Genomic DNA, 20,179 nt, shown 5'->3' with positions numbered 1-20,179 from the left:
AACGGGCCGAATGGCCCGTTTTTTTCTGCGTGAGCCCCGTAGCGGCCGTCGGCCCCAGGGCAAAATCAAGGAGGAGGTCGTCGCTGCCAGGCGGCGGACGGGGGACATTTGCCCAGGGGCCTGCCGGCCGCTGCGGGGCTCAGTCAGTGGCGGTCGGCCTGCAGATTGCCGAAGGTCTCGGTGTAATCCTTGAATTCGGGAATCTTCGTGGTCAGGTCCGGCGGGATCGGCTGCATGCCATCGGGCACCTGGATCTTCACCGAGCGCTTGGCCGGGTCCGGCGGAGCATCGGTCAAGGTGTTCTGGCGCAGCACCTGCAACTGGCCGAACATGCCCTGCAGCATCGCCTGCTGCTCTTCGTTGAGCGGGATCTCGATCTCGTCGATCTTCATGTGCCCGTTGGGCAGGATGATGATGTTCGGCGCAGGTGCGCGGCGCACGGTGACCATGCCGTCGCTGACGGTGATCTTCGGCTTGCTGCGCTCGGCGCGGTGATTGCGGTACTCCTGGTCGCAACCGGTGGCGACGAGGCAGAACAGGGCGAACAGCAACAGACTCAGCTTCTTCATGAGCAGGCAACAACGCGTGCGGCGGGAACGCAGATTGTAGTCCCCTGGCGCCGGGAAGGGCCTGCCTGCGACGCATCGTCGCAGGCAGGGGCCGCTTACCTGCCGCAGTCGTCGATGTCTTTCTGGTCCATGGTCGCGTAGGGCTGGAAGGCCGGCAGCGCGGCCGCCAGCGCCTGCTGCCTGGCCATCATCCCGGGCAGCAGGCCGCACAGCTTCTGGGCCTGCCCTTCGATCTTCCTGGCCTCCTCGTTCACCCGCGCTTCGATGCCCTGGGTGTCACCGGAGAACATGCCCTTGATCGCCTCACCGGCCGCCTTCACGCCGAGATTGGCGCCGGCCACGCCGATCTCCATGCCCGCACTGGCCAGCGACTCGACCTGCTTGCGGTAGTCCTGCAGCAGCGCACGCTGGTGGGCATCCACCGGCACCGCCTTGCCATCGATCAGCAGGTCGCCCTGGGGGCTGATCTCGGCCTTGGGAGATTTGCCATTGGAGATGGAGATGTTGCCCTGGGCAATTTCCCGGCGGGCCTTGTCGGTGGCCTCCTGCACGGTCTTGCCGATGCTGTCGGTATCCAGCGCGCTGGTGGCCGGGGCGGCGGCGCTCTGGTCGGCGGGGGCTTTGCCTTTTCCGCTGTCCGGGGCGGTACAGGCGGCGATGGGCAGGCACAACAGCAGGGCAGGCAGCAGCAGTCGAGTTGTCATGGTCCGTATCCGTTGAGGGTAAAGAGGCTTACTTGCCGCGCGGCAGTTCAACCCGGCCGCGTACATTGCTGTGGCGGATATCGCCGCTGCCACTGTTGGCCACGCGCAGGTCGCCACCGACATCACGGGCCGTCACATCGCCGGAGCCATGGCGTTCCACGGTGACGCTGCCGCCGATGTCGCGCAGCTCGGTATCGCCGGAGCCGACGGTGCCGATCCGCACGTTGCCCTTGGCCTGGCGCACGTCGGTGTCGCCGGAGCCGACCACGCCGATCTCGACATTGCCGCCGACGGTATCCAGCTCGAAGTCGCCCGAGCCGATGGTACCGACCTTGGCGTCGCCGCGTACGTTGCGGGCCTTGAAATCACCCGAGCCGACCGAGAGCAGGTTCAGTGCACCGGCCCCATCGAGGATGACATCGCCCGAGCCGACTGCCGCGGTCACCAGCCCTTTGATGTTCTCCAGCTTGATATCCCCGGAGCCGACATCGGCGCTGAGCGAATGCGCACCGCTGACGCTGGCATCGCCGGAGCCGACCTTCATCTGGACCAGGAGCGTGTCCGGCACCGTGCCGCGCAGGTCCAGGTAGGCATAGCTGCTGCCGCTCATGGTGAGGCTGCGCCCTTCGCGCTGCAGGCGGACGACGAGCTTGTCGCCGACCTTCTGCTGGGTGACCGTGAGTTGGCGCAGCCAGTCCGCGTTGGAGGCGCAGGCGCGCCCGCCGAGCTGGGCCGCACCGGGGCCGGCCTGCAGCACCAGGTCATGCTGGTTCACTTCGAACACCACGGCCTTGGCACCGGCCAGGTCGAGCTTGAGGTCGCGCGGTTCGTTGAACTTGCACTGCGGTTCATTGGCGAGCGCGGTCAGCGGCAGCAGCAACAGGGAAGCAACAGCGAGCTTGCGGATCATGGGTGGCTCCTCGAAGAAGGGCGGGGGATCAGATTTCGCCAGCGCGGCGGCGCAGGCGGATGGCCAGGAACAGGAACACCACGCCGGCGGCAGCCCCGATCCACAGTTCCGGCATGGCCAGGGCGGCCAGCTGGTGGCTTGGGCCCAGTTCGTTGACCAGGTTGTCCATGTTGCCGTTGCCACTGAACATGGACTCACCGCGGTAGAACTGGTCGCTGGCCGGGACCGCGCTGAGCAGCAGGCGGCCGACGATATGCTTCCAGAACCAGCCGCCGGTCAGGTCGAACAGGGTCATCACCTTGGTGGTGCTGACGATGATGCCGGCGAACAGCGGAAGCATCACCGCCCACAGGAACGGCTTGGTCTTGGCCCAGGCCGAGCACAGCAGCAGCCAGCCAACGGTCGGCAGCGCCCAGAGCAGGTAGACCGGAATCCAGGACAGGTGGCCGGCGATGATGGTCAGCGGGCTGGCAGGGCCCCAGATCAGCATCATCGGATCACCGCCGTGGGCGATCACCACGATCGAGATCATCACCAGGAAGCCGAGCATGGTCAGGGCCGAGGCGATCACCGCGATGATCGGAGCGATCAGCAGCGCACTCACGGCCTTGGACAGCACCGTGGCGGTATCCGACAGCGGCAGCGATTTCCAGAACAGGATGCTGCGGTCGCGGCGGTCGTCGTACAGGGCGCCCAGGCAGTAGAAGAACACCACGAAGGCGAGCACGATCAGCGGCCAGCCCGAGCTCAGGATCAGGGTCAGGTCCAGGCCATTGGCCAGGTCGTGCAGGTCCTTGGCATCGAGCTTGCTGGTCAGCAGGCTCAGGTCCAGGCCGTTGATGTTGACGCTTTCGTTGTCGATGTGGATGCCGCCGCTCTTGACCGCACGGTGCATGGCGACCAGGCCGAACACGATGCCGAGCAGGCTCATCACCAGTGAGATGCCGCCGGCGATCACCGGCGCATACAGGAAGCCGCCGCGGTTTTCCCAGTACTCACGCTTGAGCAGCCACTTGAACGCACTGGCCTTGCTGATGGGATGGTTGACGGTGTTCATGCGTAGGTTCCCTTCATGATGGCCACGAACAGATCCGCCAGCCCCGGGCTGCGGATTTCGCCCAGGGGCGTGAGCTGGGCGCGTGGCACCCCGTCGAACAGCAGCACGGTCTTGCCGAAGGGCAGGGCACGTTCGTCGATCGGCTTGAGCGCGCGTGCGGCCTCCACGGCATCGGCGGACACCAGTACTTCGGTATAGCGTTCGCCGATGTCTTCCATGTCGGTGGTCAACACGATGCGGCCATCGCGGATGAACATCACATCGGTGAGGATGTGCTCGATCTCTTCCACCTGGTGGGTGGTGACGATGATGGTCTTCTGCTCGTCGAAGTAGTCCTCCAGCAGGCGCTGGTAGAACTCCTTGCGGTACAGGATGTCCAGGCCCAGGGTCGGTTCGTCCAGCACCAGGACCTTGGCATCGATGGCCATCACCAGCGCCAGGTGCAGCTGCACGATCATGCCCTTGGACAGTTCGCGCACGCGCTGCTTGGGATGCAGTTTGGTGGAGGCCAGGAAGCGTTCGCAGCGCGCCCGGTCGAAACGCGGGTGGGTGCCGGCGACGAAATCGATGGCCTCGCGCACCTTCATCCAGCGCGGCAGCACCGCCACGTCGGCGACGAAGCACACATCGTTCATCAGGGCGTTGCGCTGTACGGTCGGGTCCAGCCCGAGCACGCGCAGCTCGCCTTCCACCGCAGTCAGGCCCAGCAGCGCCTTGAGCAGGGTGGTCTTGCCGGCGCCGTTGGGGCCGATCAGGCCGGTGATGCGGCCGGGCGCGATCGTGAAACTGGTGTTGTCCAGTGCCACGGTCTGTTTATAGGCCTTGCGCAGGCCTCGAGCGGAAATGACGACATCACTTGCAACGGCATTCATGAGGATTTCCCCTGGGGCAGCAATTCGTCGAGGTTCAGGCCCAGGCGCTGGATGCGTTCCAGGACCAGCGGCCATTCTTCATTGAGGAACCGGTCGCGCTCGCTGCTGCGCAGCTGCGTGGCCGCTTCTTCGGTCATGAACATGCCCAGGCCGCGGCGCTTCTCGACCAGGCCTTCATCAGCCAGTTCCTGGTAGGCGCGCGAAACGGTGATGGGATTGAGCTGGTACTCGGCGGCAACCTGCCGGACCGAAGGCAGGGCGTCGCCCGGCTTGATGATGCCGTCAAGCATCATGGCGATCACGCGCTCTTTCAGCTGGCGGTAGATCGGAGCACCATCGCTCCATTGAATATCGCTCATGGTCAGCTCCGTGGGTTCAGCGACTGCGCGAATGAGAAGTAAGGCATGGACAGGGAGCTGTGCAGCCGGCGGGGGGGCGTGGGGGCGCCGTCGGCGGTCCCTGCCTCGATGACGCCTGCGTCCTGCGGGCCTTCAAACACATTGGCGCTGGCAGGGCTGCCAGCGTCACCGGAGGGGATGCCGAACCAGCCCAGCAGCAGCAACGCCGAGGCGGCGGTGACGGCTTTGGCGGCGTGGTGGTGGCGCATGCGGTTCATGGGCTTCCCCTGTCTAGGTGACTGGTGTTGTATGCAACTATAACACCGGCACGCCGAAGATCAACAGGGCGAGCAACCCAACTGATGGCAGGGGGCGTGTGACAGCCTCCATGGTTTCCCAAGTTATTGAATATAAAGACGTATGTCTGCACGTGGGCTGCCGATGCGGGCAAGCGCACATTCATTGATGTCAATGGTATGGCAAGTGGGTGCCGTATTCAGGTGATCGAATCGGTGAGCTTGGCCTGTCGGTCCACACCGCCAGACGCGGCAAAACGGCGCTGAATGCGGCGGGCAGCATCGACAGGGCCATGACCGGCCACGGCGCATTGCGGCGAGACGTCCTGCCGGCGGACCAACGGCGTCCGGCGGCAAAAACACCGGTGATATAGTGCCCGCCGCCGTCCTTGCCGCCCTCGCCGGGCGCATTCAGGCCTTCGTTCTTCCCCACTCTGGAGTGTCGCGATGCATCACGTGTCTTTGTTGTCGCCCATCCGCTGCGGCCGCATTCCGCGCCGGGCGCGGTGGTCCGTGTTGTTGCTGGCGGCCGGCCTGCTGGTGGGCGCCTCGGCCCAGGCGGCCGATCTGCTGGATGTGAGCTATCGCCCGCTGGCCGGCAAGGGCGAGGTCAATCTGGCCAAGCAGTACGGCGGCAAGGTGCTGCTGGTGGTCAACACCGCCAGCAAGTGCGGATTCACCCCGCAGTACGAAGGCCTGGAAGCGCTGCAGCGAAAGTACGCCGCGCGTGGTTTCTCGGTGCTGGGCTTCCCGTCCAATGACTTCAAGGGCCAGGAGCCGGGTGACGAAGCCCAGATCCAGGAGTTCTGCACGCTGACCTATGGCGTCAAGTTCCCGATGTTCCAGAAGGTGGTCGTCACCGGGCCGGAGGCGACGCCGTTGTATCGCAGCCTGGCCACGGCCACGGGCGTGTCGCCCGGCTGGAACTTCCACAAGTATCTGATCAGCCGGGATGGCCGGGTGGTGGCGCAGTTCCCGAGCAAGGTGACGCCGGACGACCCGAAACTGGTCGCGGCGATCGAACGTGAACTGTCTGTCACGGCCAACAAGCACTGACGATATCGACATCTCGGACGCGCGTGCGACAATGGTTGCTTTCGCGCCGACGTCGGCGTCCAGTCACTTCCAGGAATGCAGCGAATGAAGATGGGAATGCGCGGCGCCGCGGCGTCGGTTCTGATTCTGGCGATGGGTGCCACCGGTACCGCGATGTCGCAACAACCAGCCGCCCGCGCGGCTGTCAAGGAGACTTCCACTTTGAATACCCAACGCGAAAAGCTTGGCTACGCCATCGGTATCGATGTCGCCAATTCGTTCGGTCCGATCTCCAGCGAGATCGACCTGGCCGCCCTGCGCCGCGGCGTGACGAATGCCTTTGAAGGCAAGCAGCCGCTGATCAGCCAGGAAGAGGCGCAGAAGACCGACGCCGCCCTGCGCCAGGCCGTGATGGCCAAGAGCGGCCAGCCGGTTCCGGGCGTTGCCCCGGGCACCGCGCCGCCGAAGGTGGACCGCGAGAAGGTCGGCCTGATGCTGGGCAGCTTCGCCGTGGGCCCGTCGCTGGCGCCGCTGAAGGACGATCTGGACCTGGACGCGCTGTTCGATGCGGTCAGCACCACCTTCAACAACGGCACCCCGAAGATGACCGCCGAGCAGGCCAAGGCCACGCTGGAAGGCTTCATGAAGGGCAAGCAGGCCGAGATGGACGCCAAGTCCGCCGCCCAGGCCGGTACCAACCGCGTGGAAGGCAACAACTTCCTGGCCAAGAACAAGACCGTGCCGGGCGTGGTGACCACCGCCTCGGGCCTGCAGTACCAGGTGCTGCGTCCGGGTTCGGGCGAGCGTCCGATGCCGACCAGCAAGGTGCGCGTGAACTACGAAGGCAAGCTGCTCGACGGCACCGTGTTCGACAGCAGCTACCAGCGCGGCCAGCCGATCGAGTTCGGCCTCGACCAGGTGATCAAGGGCTGGTCCGAAGGCGTGTCGCTGATGCCGACCGGCTCCAAGTACCGCTTCTGGATTCCGGGCGAGCTGGCCTATGGCGAGCAGGGCACCCCGGGTGGTCCGATCGGTCCGAACGCGACGCTGACGTTCGACGTCGAGCTGCTGAACGTTCTGCCGTAACGGATCTGGAGCCCCACCGCCCATGCGCGTTGCGATATTCGGTACCGGCTATGTCGGTCTTGTCACGGGTACCTGCCTGGCCGAGGTTGGCCATCAGGTGATCTGTGTCGACATCGACCAGGCCAAGGTCGACGGGCTCAACAACGGGATCATCCCGATCTATGAGCCCGGCCTGGAGCCGATGGTCAAGGCCAACCACGCTGCGTCGCGGTTGGTCTTCACCTCCGACGCCGCCACCGCGATCGCGCATGGCCAGGTGATCTTCATTGCCGTGGGCACGCCACCGGACGAGGACGGCAGTGCCGACCTGCAGTACGTGCTGGCCGTGGCCCGCACCATCGGCCGGCACATTACCGCGCCGGTGGTGGTGGTGAACAAATCGACCGTGCCGGTAGGCACGGCCGACAACGTCCGTGAGGCCATCGCCCAGGCGCTGGCCGAGCGCGGCGTGGAGATCGCGTTCGACGTGGTCTCCAATCCCGAATTCCTCAAGGAAGGTGACGCGGTCGCCGACTGCATGCGGCCGGACCGCATCGTGGTGGGCGCGTCCAATCCCGACTCGGTCGCGCTGATGCGCCGCCTGTATGCGCCGTTCAACCGCAACCACGACCGCGTGGTGGAGATGGACGTGCGCTCGGCCGAGCTCACCAAGTACGCGGCCAATGCGATGCTGGCGACCAAGATTTCGTTCATGAACGAAATCGCCAACATCGCCGAGAAGGTCGGTGCCGACATCGAGCAGGTCCGACAGGGCATCGGCTCGGATCCGCGCATCGGCTGGCACTTCATCTATCCCGGCGCCGGTTACGGCGGCTCGTGCTTCCCCAAGGATGTGCAGGCCCTGGCCCGGACCGCCCAGCAGTACGGCCATGAGCCCAAGCTGTTGAACGCGGTGGAAGCCGTCAACGAACATCAGAAGGGCCATCTGTACGCGCTGATCCAGCGCCACTACGACCGTGGCGAGGATGAAGGCGTGCGCGGCAAGACCTTCGCGGTGTGGGGCCTGGCCTTCAAGCCGAACACCGATGACATGCGCGAAGCCTCCAGCCGCCGCCTGCTGGCGCAGCTGTGGGAAGCCGGTGCACGGGTGCGCGCTTACGATCCGGAAGCGACCGACGAAGCGCGCCGCATCTTCGGTGAGCGCGATGACCTGGTGTTCTGCGATGATGCCTATGACGCCCTCGACGGCGCCGATGCGCTGGTCGTGGTCACCGAATGGAAGCAGTTCCGCAGCCCGGATTTCATCCGCCTGCGTGAGATGCTCAGCGATGCGGTCGTGTTCGACGGCCGCAATCTGTACGACCCGCAGGAAATCGAAGCCGCGGGCCTGGCTTACTACGGCATTGGCCGGGGACGTTCGTTGAATGCATGAGTCCACACCCTCCGAGCGCGAACAGGCACTGGAAGCACGCCTGATCGAGTTGGAAATGCGCGTCTCCTTCCAGGAGCAGGCGCTGGCCGAACTGAGCGAGGCCCTGGCCGATGCGCGCATGGAAGGCAATCGCAATGCCGACCTGACCCGCATCCTGCTTGAAGACCTCGGCAAGGTCCGCACCGCGCTGTATTCCGATTCGGCCGAAGAGCCGCCGCCTCCGCATTACTGATCTGACGTCATGAGCGATACTCTCCGCGACCAGCTGCTGGGCCTTGGCTTCAAAGCCGCGCCCAAACCCGAACGAACCAACGACCGCAAGCCGGACCGTCGGCCCGATGCGCGCCGCGATGGCCGACCGGCCGGCAAGCCGCAGGGCGCACGCCCGGCCGGCAAGCCCGGCGAGGGCCAGCGGCCCGCGCGTGACGGTGATCGCCGTCCACCGGGCAAGGGCCGTCCTGCCGGCGCCCGCCCGCCGCAGGGCGCGCCTGGCAAGCCGCGCTCGCGCGAGGATATCGATCTCGCCAAGGCGTATGCGATCCGTGCGCAGAAGGAAAAGGACGACCGCATCGAGGCCGAGCGCCTGAAGCAGGAAGAGGCGCGTATCCGCCGCGAGGCCAAGGCCAAGCTGGAGGTCCTGCTGGAAGGCAAGTCCCTCAACGCCGAAGCAGCCGACATCGCGCGCCACTTCCCGTACGGGGGCAAGATCAAGCGTATCTACGTCACCGCCGATCAGCTCAAGGCGCTCAATGCCGGTGAGCTCGGTGTGCTGCAGCAGAACGGCCGGTACGTGCTGGTCACTGCCGCCGTGCTGGCCGAGGCCGAAGCGGTGTTCGCACCGTCGGTGGCGCTGAAGGTCGATCCGGATGCACCGGCTGGCGAAGATCCGTACGCCGATCCGCAGTACCAGGTGCCGGACGACCTGGTCTGGTAAGCCGACGCCACCATTGTTGAATGCACTGGGCGCCGGCAGGCGCCCGTTGCATGTCAGGAGCAGGGCCATGCAGGAACGCAGTCCCGGGTATTTCCCGCACATCGATGGCCTGCGTGCGATCGCAGTGCTGGCGGTCATCCTCTACCACCTCAAGGCCAGCTGGTTGCCCGGCGGCTTCACCGGCGTGGACGTGTTTTTCGTCATCTCCGGCTTCGTGGTCAGTGCCTCGGTGGATCGCCTGCCGGCGGTGGGCGGCTGGGCCGGGCTGGCCCGTTTCTATGCGCGCCGCATGCGCCGCATCGCCCCGGCGCTGGTGGTCTGCCTGCTGTTCACCGCGATGCTCAGTGCGCTGCTGATTCCCGAATCGTGGCTCAGCGAAACCAGCGACAAGACCGGGCGCATGGCCTTCGTCGGGCTGAGCAACTGGGTGCTGGCCAGTACCGGCAACGATTACTTCTCACCGCGCACCGAATTCAACCCGTACACGCACACCTGGTCGTTGGGCGTGGAAGAGCAGTTCTACCTGCTGTTCCCGCTGTTGTTCCTGGCCTGGGCCAAAGGCCCACGCGGGCGCTGGGTATCGCTGGGGCTGTTCGGCGTGGCGGTCGCGGCATCGCTGGGGTATGCGGTGTTCCGTGCGCGCCAGGGCGGCCATGAGATCGATGCGTTCTATCTGACCACCACGCGGTTCTGGCAGCTGGGCGCTGGCGTGCTGCTGTTCCAGGTGTTGTCGCTCAGCGGCCGGTTCACGCCGCTGACGGCATCGCCGCGCGGCATCAGCTGGCGCTCGCCGCTGTTGCTGCTCAGCGTTGGCGCACTGGGGTATGGGCTGTGGTCCGCGCGTCCGGGCCATTCGCCCTGGATCGACGGGCTTTGGCCGGTGCTGGGCACGCTGGGCCTGCTTGGTCTGCTGCAGCGCGCGCCAGGGGGCTGGATCGGCCGCGCGCTGGCGACCACGCCGATGGTGACGATCGGCCGCCTGTCCTATTCGCTGTACCTGTGGCACTGGCCGGTCTTCGTGCTGTTCCGCTGGACGGTGGGCCTTGAGACCGTGGCCACCGGCACGGCCGCGCTGCTGTGCGTGGCGCTGCTGTCCTGGCTGTCCTGGCGCTGGGTGGAACAGCCCCTGCGGCATGGCGGACGCTGGCGCATCAGCAATGCACGCTGGGTCGCGGTCGGGGTGGCCGTGCTGGTGCTTGGCGCCGGGCTGCAGACGGCACTGGTCAAGACCCAGCAGTACACCTCGCTCAGCGTGGTCAGCCGCGCTCCGCTGGACTGGTATCCCTATGCCAAGGGGCTCAAGAAGGAAATCCCGGACTGCCGCGTGCGGGTCAGCAACGTGCCGGTGCAGGGCGGGCAGGCACGCCTGTACGAGCGCGGCCAGTGCCCGGGACGCGCCGCCTCCACGCGCCAGCTGTTCGTGGCCGGTGATTCGCATGCGCTGGCCTACCACGAGATGTTGCAGCGCCTGGCCGTGCTGGATGGCGCAACGATCCGGCTGTACGGCAGCGGTGGCTGCGCGCTGGTCGGGTTGCGTGCCTGGCAGGGCCCCAATCCGGCGTGTGATGCGTATGTGCGCAACGTGCTGGAGGATATCCAGGCCCGTGCGCAGCCGGGCGATGCGGTGTTGCTGGCCGGGCTGAGGCTGCCGCGTCTGTCCGAGCAGTACACCGTGTTCGATATCGCGCAGGTGCGTGCCGAACATCTGAGCGAGGCGGCCGATGCCGGTCGCCGGGCCGAGGTCGCGTCCTGGATTGCTCAGCTCACCCCGCTGGCCGAGCGCGGCGTGTACATCGTGCTGGAAGCGCCCAAGCCGGTACTGCCCGCGCCGCCGTACCGCTGCTCGGATGTGTTCAACCGGCACAACCCGATCTGCGTCAATGGCATGACTTTGCCGCGCAGCGAGATCGAGCAGCTGCGTGCGCCGGTGCTGGCCGGCCTGCAGCAGGTGGCGGATGCGCTGCCGGGGGCGTCGATCTGGGATCCGATGCCGCTGCTGTGCCCCGGCGAGCAGTGCCTGCCGACCCGCGAGGGCAAGCCGCTGTTCTTCGATGGCGATCATCTCAGCGGCTATGGCAATCGTCTGCTGCTGCCTGATTTCCAGGCCCAGCTGAAGCGCCTGGAGGCGACGGCGCCGGCCGCCGCCCCCTGAATCCCATCGCCCGCGATCAGTCGCGGGCAGCCGTGCCTGCTTCGGCCTCGATCGGGCCGGCGACCTGCTGGCCCGCCTGCCAGACCGCATCGATCCGGCGGCTGTTGCGGATGTCCTGAAGCGGGTTGGCCCCCAGAACCAGCAGATCCGCACGGCGACCGACCGCGATCCGACCGCGATCGTCCAGGCCAAGCAGGCGTGCGGCGTCGGCGGTGGCTACCTGCAACGCCTGCGCCGGGGTGAAACCGGCCTGCGTCATCAGCTCCAGCTCGCGATGCTCGGCGACGCCGATCACGCGCTGCGGCATCGCGCCGGCATCGGTACCGAAGCCGATGTTCACGCCGGCCTCGTGCAGCGTTCTCAGGTTACGCAGGTTCATGGCCACCGCTGCGCGTGCCTTGGGGATGCCATCGCCCGCCAGCTGCGCCTTCTGCCACTGTGGTTGCTGCCAGCGCTCACGCACGGCTGCCGGCAGGGCGTTGGCCACGAACGGCTGCTGCAGCCACTGCGGGTTCTCCGCGTACAGATAATTCGCCTCGTCGATGTTGACCGTCGGGATGTACCACACGCCCTTGTCGCGCATCGCGCTGACCAGCGCCGGGGCGACCGGCGTATCGCGGATGCCGTGCGCGATGATGTCCACGCCGGCCTCGACCAGATCCGCTGCCGGCGCCTGGTCGTGGATGTGGGCGGCCACCTTGAGCTGGTGCTGGTGCGCCTCATCGATCGCCGCGCGGTAGATCGGCGGCGCCATCATCGGGAAGCGGCCACCGAGGTCGTCCACCCACAGCTTGATCACGTCCACCCCGGCCTGCTGCTGCGCGCGGACCGCGGCGCGGGCCTGATCGGGCGTGGTCGGGCGTGCCACGGGGTCGTGCTCGAGCCCCATCGTTTTGGCCGGCGGGGCGCCTGCGGCCGCGCCGATGCCGCCACCGGCGCCGTATAGCTGCGCACCGAGCGTGGGTTGGTCACGGACTTCGGCGCGGATCGTGGTGAACGCAGCGCCGTTCATGCCCAGCGCGGTCACCGTGGTGATGCCGTAGCGCTGGAACTGCTGCAGGTCGCGGAGCACGTGATCGCGGGTGTAGAAGCGGTCGCCATGCTCCAGGCCGTCGGTATTGCCGACGTGGATGTGGTTGCTGACCAGGCCGGGCAGGATCACCTTGCCCTGGTAGTCGATGCGCTTGGCACCCTTGGCCAGTGCGGGCGGTGGTGGGCCGATGTGCGCGATGCGCTCATCGCGCAGGGTCAGCGTGGTGATGCCCAGGTCGCGTTCGCCGTCGAACACGCGGGCGTTGTCGAGAATGATCGGGGGGGCTGCGTTCGCGGTGGCACAGGCCGCCACGAGGGCGGTGAACAGGGTCGGCAGGCGAAGGGAACGTCGCATGGGGACTCCGGGGTTGGGGAATCCCGAGCGTACCGGCACCAACGTGACGGCAGGGCCACGCACGGCGTGGCGCTACACGGCCCCGGGCTTCCGGCGGGCGGCCCGCAACAGCGGCAGGCTGATCGCGAAGAAGCACAGCAGGGCGCCGGCCAGCGCGAATCCGCTGGCCGCCAGAAATGCGGTGCGGCCCTGATCGATCGGCCACAGCTGGCCCGCGATCAACGCACCGAGCACACCGCCCACACCCGAGGAGAAGCCGTACAACACGCCCTGGCCGTGCCCATTGAGGCGGCCGGGGAAGTAGGTGGCCAGCATCTGCATCGCAGCGGCGAAGAAGGCCGCAAAGCCCAGTGCATGCGCGGTCTGGGCGACCAGCATCACCGGCAGGTTCTGCGGGAACAGTGCGGTGATCGCCCAGCGCACGGTGGAGCTGAGCAGGGCGATCAGCAGCATCCAGCTGGCGTCATAGCGGCGGAAGAAGCGGCCGATGGTGAAGAACACGCCGACTTCAAACACCACCCCGACCGTCCACAACACGCCCAGCGTGGACGTCGCGTAGCCGTGGTGGTCCATGTAGACCGAGAAGAACGTGTAGTACGGGCCGAACGACAGCTGCTCCATGAAGGCGGCCAGGAAGAACGCCAGTACCTGCGGCTTGCGCACGATCTGCCAGAAACCAGTGGCATCGCCGTCGCTGCGCTGCAGGTTGCGCGCATAGCGGTTGGCGAAGCCCGAGGCCGTAAGCAGGCCGAACAGCGGCAGCATCAGCCACGGCAGCAGGTGTGCATTGCCGGCGCCGCCGTCACCTTCGATGATCCAGCCAAACAGCATCACCACCACGATGAAACCCAGCGAGCCCCACACCCGGATCAGTCCGTAGCGGTGGCTGTCGCTGCCCAGGTGGGTCAGCGTGATCGATTCGAACTGCGGCATCACTGCGTTGTAGAAGAAGCAGAACGCGATCATCGCCGGGTACAGCCAGGGCTGCGGCAACGGCAGCAGGAAGGCGCAGAACGTCAGCAGCGTGAGCACACAGCCCAGCCGCAGCCAGAAGATCGGGCGCGGCGAGGCGGCGGCAATGGAGGTCCACGTGGTCGGCGCGACGATACGGGTGGCATACCACAGCCCCATCATCACGCTGATCGCGGTGACGCTCATGCCGCGCGAGGTCAGGAACAGCGACCAGTAGGGCGTGAACGCGCCGAGGGCGGCGTAGTAGAACAGGTAGAACGACGAGAGGCGGACGGCCGGGACGGCGTCGCGGGGGAGGGCGGTCATGCAGGGTCTCGGAGGGCGCGCACCCGCCAACAGTGGGTGCCTACCCGTGCATTATGCCGGTAGCACCCGACCGTGGGTCGGGTGACGCGGTCATTCCGGATCGTAATCCAGGTTGGAGGCCAGCCAGCGTTCGGCCTGCACGCGGTCCACGCCCTTGCGCTTGGCATAGTCCACCACCTGCTCGCGCGAGACCCGGCCGACCACGAAATACTGGCTCTGCGGGTGGCTGAAGTAGTAGCCCGATACCGCCGCGGTGGGCAGCATCGCAAAGCTCTCGGTCAGCTGCATGTCCGCAGTGCGCTCGGCATCGAGCAAGTGGAACAGCGTGGCCTTCTCGCTGTGCTCCGGGCAGGCCGGATAGCCCGGGGCAGGGCGGATGCCGGTGTACTTCTCGGCGATCAGCGACTCATTGTCCAGCTGCTCATCGGGCTGGTAGCCCCAGTAATCCATGCGTACGTGCTGGTGCAGGCGCTCGGCCAACGCTTCGGCCAGGCGGTCGGCCAGCGCCTTGAGCAGGATCGCGTTGTAATCGTCGTGATCGGCCTCGAAGCGGGCCACGTGCGGGTCGATGCCGATGCCGGCGGTGACCGCGAACGCGCCGATCCAATCCTGCTTGCCGCTGTCGGCCGGGGCGATGAAATCGGCCAGGCAGAAATCCGGGCGTTCGACCGGCTTGTCCACCTGCTGGCGCAGGAAGTGCAGCACCGCCGGGCCGTTGTCCGTGCGCAGGTGCACGTCATCGCCGACGCTGTTGGCTGGCCACAGGCCAAACACGGCCTTGGCGGTCAGCCACTTTTCCTCGACGATGCGGGTGAGCATCGCGCGGGCGTCCTGGTACAGATCGGTGGCCTGCGGGCCGACGATCTCATCGGTCAGGATCGCCGGGAACTTGCCGGCCAGTTCCCAGGCCTGGAAGAACGGGGTCCAGTCGATCACCTCGACCAGGTCGGCCAGTGGGTAATCGTCGAGCACATGCAGGCCCGGCCTGCGCGGCGTCGGCGGCGTGTAGTTCGCCCAGTCGCCCACGAAGCGCTGGGCGCGTGCCTTGGCCAGGGGCACCAGGCGCTTGGCATCGCCACGGTTGCGGTGGCGCTGGCGGATGTCGGCGTAGTCGGCCTCATTGGCGGCCACGAAGGCATCGCGCAGCTCGCGCGAGATCAGCGACTGCGCGACGCCCACCGCGCGCGAGGCATCCTTCACCCACACCGTGGGCGCCTTGTAATGCGGGTCGATCTTCAGCGCCGTGTGCGCACGCGAGGTGGTGGCGCCGCCGATCATCAGCGGCATCGTGAAGCCCTGCCGCTCCATCTCGCGGGCGACGTGGCTCATCTCTTCCAGCGAGGGGGTGATCAGCCCGGACAGGCCGATGATGTCCGCGTTTTCAGCACGCGCGGCGTCGAGGATCTTCTGCGCCGCCACCATCACGCCCAGATCGACCACATCGAAGTTGTTGCAGGCCAGGACCACGCCAACGATGTTCTTGCCGATGTCGTGCACGTCGCCCTTGACCGTGGCCATGATGATCTTGCCGTTGCTCTTGGCGGTGTCGCCACTGCGCGCCTTCTCGGCCTCGATGTAGGGCAGCAGGTAGGCCACCGCCTTTTTCATCACGCGTGCGGACTTGACCACCTGCGGCAGGAACATCTTGCCGGCGCCGAACAGGTCACCGACGATGTTCATGCCGTCCATCAGCGGCCCCTCGATCACATCCAGCGGCCGCGTCGAGCGCGCACGCGCTTCTTCGGTGTCCTGCTCGACCCAGGCGTCCATGCCGTGTACGAGCGCATGCGCAAGGCGGTCGTTGACCGGCTTCTCGCGCCAGGCCAGATCTTCGCCGCGCACTTCGCCTTTCTTGCCCTTGTAGCGCTCGGCGATCTCCAGCAAGCGCTCGGTGCCGTCGCGACGGCGGTTGAGGATCACATCCTCCACGCGCTCGCGCAGTTCCGGGTCCAGGTCATCGTAGATCGGCATCGCGCCGGCATTGACGATGCCCATGTCCATGCCCGCGCCAATGGCATGGAACAGGAACACGGAGTGGATCGCCTGGCGTACGGTTTCATTGCCGCGGAAGGAGAAGGACACATTGGAGACACCGCCGGAGACATGGCAGTGCGGCAGGGTGCGCTTGATGATGCGGGTGGCTTCGATGAAGTCGACCGCGTAGTTGTCGTGTTCCTCGATACCGGTGGCAACGGCGAAGATGTTCGGGTCGAAGATGATGTCCTGCGGCGGGAAGCCGACCTGTTCGGTCAGGATCCGGTAGGCGCGGGTGCAGATCTCGACCTTGCGCGCGCAGGTATCGGCCTGGCCGTCCTCATCGAAGGCCATCACCACCGCGGCCGCGCCGTAGCGCAGTACCTTGCGCGCCTGCTCGATGAACTGCGCTTCGCCTTCCTTGAGCGAGATCGAGTTGACCACGCTCTTGCCCTGCAGGCACTTCAGCCCGGCCTCGATCACGCTCCACTTGGACGAATCGACCATCACCGGAATGCGCGCGATGTCCGGCTCGGACATGATCAGATTCAGATAGCGCGTCATCGCCTTTTCGGAATCGATCAGGCCCTCGTCCATGTTCACATCGAGGATCTGCGCGCCATTGGCGACCTGCTGGCGCGCCACTTCCACCGCCTCCTCGTAACGCTCTTCCTTCACCAGCTTGCGGAACTGCGCACTGCCGGTGACGTTGGTGCGCTCGCCGATGTTGACGAACAGCAGGTCCGGGGTGATGACCAGCGGCTCGAGACCGGACAGGCGGGTGTGGCGGGAAGACGTCATGGGCAGGCTGGCACGGGCTGGCGGAGGAAGGTCAACGACAACGGGAACGGGGAGCAGGTGCGGTCATGCCGCGTCTTCCAGCGGTGGTGCGGGCAGGCGGCGCGGCGGCAGATCGGCTACCGCCTCGGCGATGGCACGGATGTGCGCCGGGGTAGTGCCGCAGCAGCCGCCCACCAGGTTGAGCAGACCGGCGCTGGCGAATTCGCGCAGCGTGGTCGCCATTTCTTCCGGCGTTTCGTCGTACTCGCCGAAGGCATTGGGCAGGCCCGCATTCGGGTGTGCACTGACCAGGCACTCGGCCACGGTGGACAGGGTTTCCACGTGGGGCCGCATGTCGCTGGCACCGAGCGCGCAGTTCAGCCCGATCGACAGCGGCCGGCCGTGCGCGACCGAGGCGTAGAACGCCTCTGCCGTCTGCCCGGACAACGTGCGCCCGGACGCATCGGTGATGGTGCCGGAGATCATCACCGGCAGCCGACCACCGCGGGCGTCGAACACTTCTTCGATGGCGAACAGCGCGGCCTTGGCGTTGAGCGTATCGAAGATGGTTTCCACCATCAGGGTGTCGGCACCGCCGTCGATCAGCCCATCGATGGCCTCGCGGTAGGTCTCGCGCAGCGCATCGAAGCTGGTATTGCGGAAACCCGGATCGTTCACGTCCGGGCTGATCGACGCGGTGCGGCTGGTGGGGCCGAGCACCCCGATCACGAAGCGCGGCTTGCCCGGCGTGGTCGCCGCGACCGCATCGCAGCAGGCGCGCGCTACTGCGGCACCGGCTTTGTTGAGCTCGTAGACCAGGTGTTCAAGGTGATAGTCGGCCTGGCTGACCGAGGTCGCGTTGAACGTATTGGTCTCGACCAGATCGGCGCCGGCTTCCAGGTACGCGGTATGGATGCCGCCGATCACCTCCGGGCGGGTCAACAGCAGCAGGTCGTTGTTGCCCTTGAGGTCATGCCGCTGCGGCGCGTCGCCGGGCGCGGCATGGTCGCAGCCGGGCCCGTGCTGGTGGTCGTAACCGCCGGCGAAACGCGCGCCGCGGTAATCGTCCTCCTCCAGCCCATGCCGCTGGATCATCGTGCCCATGGCGCCATCGATGATCAGGATGCGCTGGGCCAGCGCCGTTTCCAGCGCATGCACGCGGTCGGGGTGGAGCCAGGGCAGGGATGACATGGGCAGACCTCAGGGCTTGCTGGCGATCAGCGAAATGACTTCGAAATGCGGCGGGCGCTTCTCGCGGGTCACGGTTTCTAGGCTGGAGACGACCAGGCCGGCCTTCTCCACGAACTTGCGCAGTTCCTTGTCGCTGAAACCAAGGTTGACGTGGCCATACGCGTCCACGGCCGCACGGTGTTCGTGACGGGCCAGGCTGCACAGCAGCAGGCGACCGCCCGGGCGCAGCACGCGCGCGCCCTCGGCGACGGCCTGGGCCGGCTTGGCCGCGTAGGTCAGTGCGTGCATCAGCACCACCAGATCGAAGCTCTGGTCGGGGAAGGGCAGGGCGTGCATGTCGCCTTCGCGCACTTCCACGTTGGCCAGCCGGCGCAGGCGCTCGCTGGCGGCGGCGACCACGCGCGCGCTGGTGTCGATGCAGACATAGCGCTTGGCATGCGGGGCGACCAGTTCGGCCAATACGCCGTCACCGGAGGCGATATCAAGCACGTCACCGGTTTCCAGCAGCGGCAGCGCGGTGCGCGCCAGCGCCTCCCAGGTGCGGCCGGGGGAGTAATGGCGTTCCATGTCGCCGGCGACGCTGTCGGCCCAGTTCTGGTCGGCGGCGCGGCTGGCCATCACCGCGGCGACGCGTTCAGCATCCTGGCGCAGCAGCGGATCGTCGCTGCCGGTGCTCAGGGCATGCCACAATGCGCGCTGCGCCGGATCCAGCGCGGCGTCATCGAAGCGGTAATACGCCGAGACGCCCGAGCGACGGTCGCGGACCAGGCCGGCTTCCTTGAGCCGGGCCAGATGGGTGGACACCCGCGGCTGGGCCAGCGTGGTGATGGCCGACAGCTCGGCCACGGTGAGTTCTTCCTGTTCCAGCAGCGCCAGCAGGCGCACCCGGGTGGCGTCGGCGAACACTTTCAGCCGGACGGACCAGTCCTCGAGATCCATAAATATCTACCTATCGCGATATAGAGATATTTTCGTCCTTTGGCGGCGGTGCGGTCAAGTCAGGCGTCCTCTCCCCGCCCCCCGGTACAATCGACCGACCGGGCCGCGCGCACTGCGGCCCCTTTCACTCTGTACCCGGGAGGGTGTTGTGGATTTCAGCTTTACCGAAGAGCAGTTGATGCTGCAGGACGTTGCGCGCCGTATCGCGCAGGAAAAAATCGCGCCCAGCGCCGAACACCACGATCGTACCGGCGAGTTCCCGCTGGAGAACATCCGCCTGCTGGGCGAGAACGGTCTGATGGGCATCGAAGTGCCTGAAGAATACGGCGGTGCGGGCATGGACCCGATCGCCTACGTCCTGGCGATGGTGGAGGTCGCCGCCGGAGACGCTGCGCATTCGACGATCATGTCGGTCAACAATTCGCTGTTCTGCAACGGCATCCTGACCCATGGCAGTGAAGCGCAGAAGCAGAAGTACGTGCGCGCCATCGCCGAGGGCGAGGCCATCGGCGCGTTCGCGCTGACCGAGCCGCAGTCCGGGTCGGATGCGACGGCGATGCGCTGCCGGGCGGTCAAGCAGGCCGACGGCACTTACGTGATCAACGGCAAGAAAAGCTGGATCACCTCCGGCCCGGTCGCCAAGTACATCGTGCTGTTTGCGATGACCGATCCGGACCAGGGCGCGCGTGGCATCACCGCGTTCATGATCGACACCGACAAGGCCGGCTTCCACCGCGGCAAGACCGAGCCGAAGCTGGGCATCCGTGCCTCGGCCACCTGCGAAATCGAGTTCCAGGATTACGTGGCGGCCGCCGAGGATGTCGTCGGCAAGGAAGGCGAGGGCTTCAAGATCGCCATGGGCGTGCTCGACGCCGGCCGTATCGGCATCGCCTCGCAGGCGATCGGCATCGCGCGTGCCGCGTATGAGGCGACGATCGAATACGTGAAGGACCGCAAGGCCTTCGGCGCGGCGATCGGCACCTTCCAGATGACCCAGGCCAAGATTGCCGACATGAAATGCAAGCTGGACGCAGCCCTGCTGCTGACGCTGCGTGCGGCATGGGTGAAGGGCCAGGGCAAGCGTTTCAGCAATGAAGCGGCGATCGCCAAGCTGACCGCCTCCGAAGCGGCCATGTGGATCACCCACCAGGCGGTGCAGATCCACGGCGGCATGGGCTACTCCAAGGAAATGCCGCTGGAGCGTTACTTCCGTGATGCCAAGATCACCGAGATCTACGAGGGCACCTCGGAGATCCAGCGGTTGGTGATTGCGCGCAACGAGACGGGATTGCGTTGATGTAGCGC

At 66.5% G+C, this 20,179-nt stretch carries 20 protein-coding genes; 7 read left to right on the top strand and 13 right to left on the bottom strand.

Features of this window, described 5'->3' with window-relative positions; all coding sequences use genetic code 11:
* Positions 1-143: 143 nt before the first annotated feature.
* The 8 genes from HMPREF3113_RS02185 to HMPREF3113_RS18535 all read right to left on the bottom strand — a co-directional run bounded on the left by HMPREF3113_RS02185 (position 144) and on the right by HMPREF3113_RS18535 (position 5,179).
* Positions 144-569 carry a hypothetical protein gene (locus tag HMPREF3113_RS02185; protein WP_046273903.1) on the bottom strand — a complete coding sequence of 142 codons (426 nt, stop codon included), beginning with the start codon at positions 567-569 and terminating at the stop codon, positions 144-146.
* A gap of 95 nt (positions 570-664) precedes the next feature.
* Positions 665-1,273: a DUF2884 family protein gene (locus HMPREF3113_RS02180; RefSeq protein ID WP_070470546.1), complete on the bottom strand. Its 609-nt coding sequence runs from the start codon at positions 1,271-1,273 to the stop codon at positions 665-667.
* A 28-nt stretch (positions 1,274-1,301) separates the two neighbouring features.
* Positions 1,302-2,183, bottom strand: coding sequence for a DUF4097 family beta strand repeat-containing protein (locus tag HMPREF3113_RS02175; RefSeq protein ID WP_070470545.1), 882 nt, complete (start codon positions 2,181-2,183; stop codon positions 1,302-1,304).
* 28 nt (positions 2,184-2,211) lie between these two features.
* A complete protein-coding gene (locus HMPREF3113_RS02170) occupies positions 2,212-3,240 on the bottom strand; it encodes a hypothetical protein (RefSeq protein ID WP_019185941.1) in 1,029 nt (342 codons plus the stop codon).
* Positions 3,237-4,112 (bottom strand): ABC transporter ATP-binding protein, encoded by an 876-nt coding sequence (locus HMPREF3113_RS02165; RefSeq protein ID WP_070470544.1) that lies wholly within the window; start codon positions 4,110-4,112, stop codon positions 3,237-3,239. The genes HMPREF3113_RS02170 and HMPREF3113_RS02165 overlap by 4 nt, the downstream gene beginning before the upstream one ends.
* On the bottom strand, positions 4,109-4,471 hold the full coding sequence (locus HMPREF3113_RS02160) for a GntR family transcriptional regulator (protein WP_019185943.1): 363 nt from the start codon (positions 4,469-4,471) through the stop codon (positions 4,109-4,111). The genes HMPREF3113_RS02165 and HMPREF3113_RS02160 overlap by 4 nt, the downstream gene beginning before the upstream one ends.
* A gap of 2 nt (positions 4,472-4,473) precedes the next feature.
* Positions 4,474-4,728, bottom strand: a complete 255-nt coding sequence (locus HMPREF3113_RS02155; protein ID WP_026070209.1) for a hypothetical protein — start codon at positions 4,726-4,728, stop codon at positions 4,474-4,476.
* Positions 4,729-4,918: 190 nt separating this feature from the next.
* Positions 4,919-5,179: a hypothetical protein gene (locus HMPREF3113_RS18535; RefSeq protein ID WP_139146279.1), complete on the bottom strand. Its 261-nt coding sequence runs from the start codon at positions 5,177-5,179 to the stop codon at positions 4,919-4,921.
* A 14-nt stretch (positions 5,180-5,193) separates the two neighbouring features.
* Here HMPREF3113_RS18535 and HMPREF3113_RS02150 point away from each other — a divergent pair, with 14 nt between their 5' ends.
* The 6 genes from HMPREF3113_RS02150 to HMPREF3113_RS02125 all read left to right on the top strand — a co-directional run bounded on the left by HMPREF3113_RS02150 (position 5,194) and on the right by HMPREF3113_RS02125 (position 11,325).
* On the top strand, positions 5,194-5,802 hold the full coding sequence (locus HMPREF3113_RS02150; RefSeq protein ID WP_070425478.1) for a glutathione peroxidase: 609 nt from the start codon (positions 5,194-5,196) through the stop codon (positions 5,800-5,802).
* An 84-nt stretch (positions 5,803-5,886) separates the two neighbouring features.
* On the top strand, positions 5,887-6,867 hold the full coding sequence (locus HMPREF3113_RS02145; RefSeq protein WP_019185946.1) for an FKBP-type peptidyl-prolyl cis-trans isomerase N-terminal domain-containing protein: 981 nt from the start codon (positions 5,887-5,889) through the stop codon (positions 6,865-6,867).
* A 22-nt stretch (positions 6,868-6,889) separates the two neighbouring features.
* Entirely contained in the window at positions 6,890-8,239 is a 1,350-nt protein-coding gene (locus HMPREF3113_RS02140; protein WP_070425477.1) for a UDP-glucose dehydrogenase family protein, read from the top strand.
* Positions 8,232-8,471 (top strand): SlyX family protein, encoded by a 240-nt coding sequence (locus HMPREF3113_RS02135; RefSeq protein WP_019185948.1) that lies wholly within the window; start codon positions 8,232-8,234, stop codon positions 8,469-8,471. Before HMPREF3113_RS02140 ends, HMPREF3113_RS02135 begins: the two co-directional genes overlap by 8 nt.
* Before the next feature lie 9 nt (positions 8,472-8,480).
* Complete coding sequence (locus HMPREF3113_RS02130; protein ID WP_019185949.1) at positions 8,481-9,173, top strand: DUF2058 domain-containing protein; 693 nt, start codon at positions 8,481-8,483, stop codon at positions 9,171-9,173.
* Between the two features lie 67 nt (positions 9,174-9,240).
* The gene (locus tag HMPREF3113_RS02125) at positions 9,241-11,325 is read left to right on the top strand and encodes an acyltransferase family protein (RefSeq protein WP_070470543.1); all 2,085 of its coding nucleotides are present in this window, start codon (positions 9,241-9,243) and stop codon (positions 11,323-11,325) included.
* 16 nt (positions 11,326-11,341) lie between these two features.
* On the opposite strand, the gene HMPREF3113_RS02120 is transcribed toward HMPREF3113_RS02125, so the two are convergent.
* The 5 genes from HMPREF3113_RS02120 to HMPREF3113_RS02100 all read right to left on the bottom strand — a co-directional run bounded on the left by HMPREF3113_RS02120 (position 11,342) and on the right by HMPREF3113_RS02100 (position 18,874).
* On the bottom strand, positions 11,342-12,712 hold the full coding sequence (locus HMPREF3113_RS02120; protein WP_070470541.1) for an amidohydrolase family protein: 1,371 nt from the start codon (positions 12,710-12,712) through the stop codon (positions 11,342-11,344).
* 72 nt (positions 12,713-12,784) lie between these two features.
* Positions 12,785-13,990, bottom strand: coding sequence for an MFS transporter (locus HMPREF3113_RS02115; protein ID WP_019185952.1), 1,206 nt, complete (start codon positions 13,988-13,990; stop codon positions 12,785-12,787).
* Between the two features lie 90 nt (positions 13,991-14,080).
* The gene (metH, locus tag HMPREF3113_RS02110; RefSeq protein WP_261798211.1) at positions 14,081-16,822 is read right to left on the bottom strand and encodes a methionine synthase; all 2,742 of its coding nucleotides are present in this window, start codon (positions 16,820-16,822) and stop codon (positions 14,081-14,083) included.
* Positions 16,823-16,828: 6 nt separating this feature from the next.
* Positions 16,829-17,935, bottom strand: coding sequence for a homocysteine S-methyltransferase family protein (locus HMPREF3113_RS02105; protein WP_070470537.1), 1,107 nt, complete (start codon positions 17,933-17,935; stop codon positions 16,829-16,831).
* Positions 17,936-17,944: 9 nt separating this feature from the next.
* Entirely contained in the window at positions 17,945-18,874 is a 930-nt protein-coding gene (locus HMPREF3113_RS02100; RefSeq protein WP_046274305.1) for an ArsR/SmtB family transcription factor, read from the bottom strand.
* 148 nt (positions 18,875-19,022) lie between these two features.
* Here HMPREF3113_RS02100 and HMPREF3113_RS02095 point away from each other — a divergent pair, with 148 nt between their 5' ends.
* On the top strand, positions 19,023-20,171 hold the full coding sequence (locus HMPREF3113_RS02095; protein ID WP_070425471.1) for an acyl-CoA dehydrogenase family protein: 1,149 nt from the start codon (positions 19,023-19,025) through the stop codon (positions 20,169-20,171).
* The last annotated feature ends 8 nt before the right edge of the window (positions 20,172-20,179 follow it).

Source organism: Stenotrophomonas sp. HMSC10F06 (assembly GCF_001807865.1).
GTDB lineage: Bacteria > Pseudomonadota > Gammaproteobacteria > Xanthomonadales > Xanthomonadaceae > Stenotrophomonas > Stenotrophomonas bentonitica_A.
The sequence above is the reverse complement of the archived record's forward strand: the minus strand, read 5'-3'. Positions and strand labels throughout refer to the sequence as shown.

Excerpts from the sequence above, each read along its gene's own strand:
- HMPREF3113_RS02170 (WP_019185941.1), bottom strand. The coding sequence starts at position 3,240 with ATGAACACCGTCAACCATCCCATCAGCAAGGCCAGTGCGTTCAAGTGG.
- HMPREF3113_RS02150 (WP_070425478.1), top strand. The coding sequence starts at position 5,194 with ATGCATCACGTGTCTTTGTTGTCGCCCATCCGCTGCGGCCGCATTCCG.
- HMPREF3113_RS02155 (WP_026070209.1), bottom strand. The coding sequence starts at position 4,728 with ATGAACCGCATGCGCCACCACCACGCCGCCAAAGCCGTCACCGCCGCC.
- HMPREF3113_RS02175 (WP_070470545.1), bottom strand. The coding sequence starts at position 2,183 with ATGATCCGCAAGCTCGCTGTTGCTTCCCTGTTGCTGCTGCCGCTGACC.
- HMPREF3113_RS02180 (WP_070470546.1), bottom strand. The coding sequence starts at position 1,273 with ATGACAACTCGACTGCTGCTGCCTGCCCTGCTGTTGTGCCTGCCCATC.
- HMPREF3113_RS02105 (WP_070470537.1), bottom strand. The coding sequence starts at position 17,935 with ATGTCATCCCTGCCCTGGCTCCACCCCGACCGCGTGCATGCGCTGGAA.
- HMPREF3113_RS02140 (WP_070425477.1), top strand. The coding sequence starts at position 6,890 with ATGCGCGTTGCGATATTCGGTACCGGCTATGTCGGTCTTGTCACGGGT.
- HMPREF3113_RS02120 (WP_070470541.1), bottom strand. The coding sequence starts at position 12,712 with ATGCGACGTTCCCTTCGCCTGCCGACCCTGTTCACCGCCCTCGTGGCG.
- HMPREF3113_RS02100 (WP_046274305.1), bottom strand. The coding sequence starts at position 18,874 with ATGGATCTCGAGGACTGGTCCGTCCGGCTGAAAGTGTTCGCCGACGCC.
- HMPREF3113_RS02185 (WP_046273903.1), bottom strand. The coding sequence starts at position 569 with ATGAAGAAGCTGAGTCTGTTGCTGTTCGCCCTGTTCTGCCTCGTCGCC.
- HMPREF3113_RS02160 (WP_019185943.1), bottom strand. The coding sequence starts at position 4,471 with ATGAGCGATATTCAATGGAGCGATGGTGCTCCGATCTACCGCCAGCTG.
- HMPREF3113_RS02130 (WP_019185949.1), top strand. The coding sequence starts at position 8,481 with ATGAGCGATACTCTCCGCGACCAGCTGCTGGGCCTTGGCTTCAAAGCC.
- HMPREF3113_RS02125 (WP_070470543.1), top strand. The coding sequence starts at position 9,241 with ATGCAGGAACGCAGTCCCGGGTATTTCCCGCACATCGATGGCCTGCGT.
- HMPREF3113_RS02115 (WP_019185952.1), bottom strand. The coding sequence starts at position 13,990 with ATGACCGCCCTCCCCCGCGACGCCGTCCCGGCCGTCCGCCTCTCGTCG.
- HMPREF3113_RS02165 (WP_070470544.1), bottom strand. The coding sequence starts at position 4,112 with ATGAATGCCGTTGCAAGTGATGTCGTCATTTCCGCTCGAGGCCTGCGC.
- HMPREF3113_RS02135 (WP_019185948.1), top strand. The coding sequence starts at position 8,232 with ATGCATGAGTCCACACCCTCCGAGCGCGAACAGGCACTGGAAGCACGC.
- HMPREF3113_RS02145 (WP_019185946.1), top strand. The coding sequence starts at position 5,887 with ATGAAGATGGGAATGCGCGGCGCCGCGGCGTCGGTTCTGATTCTGGCG.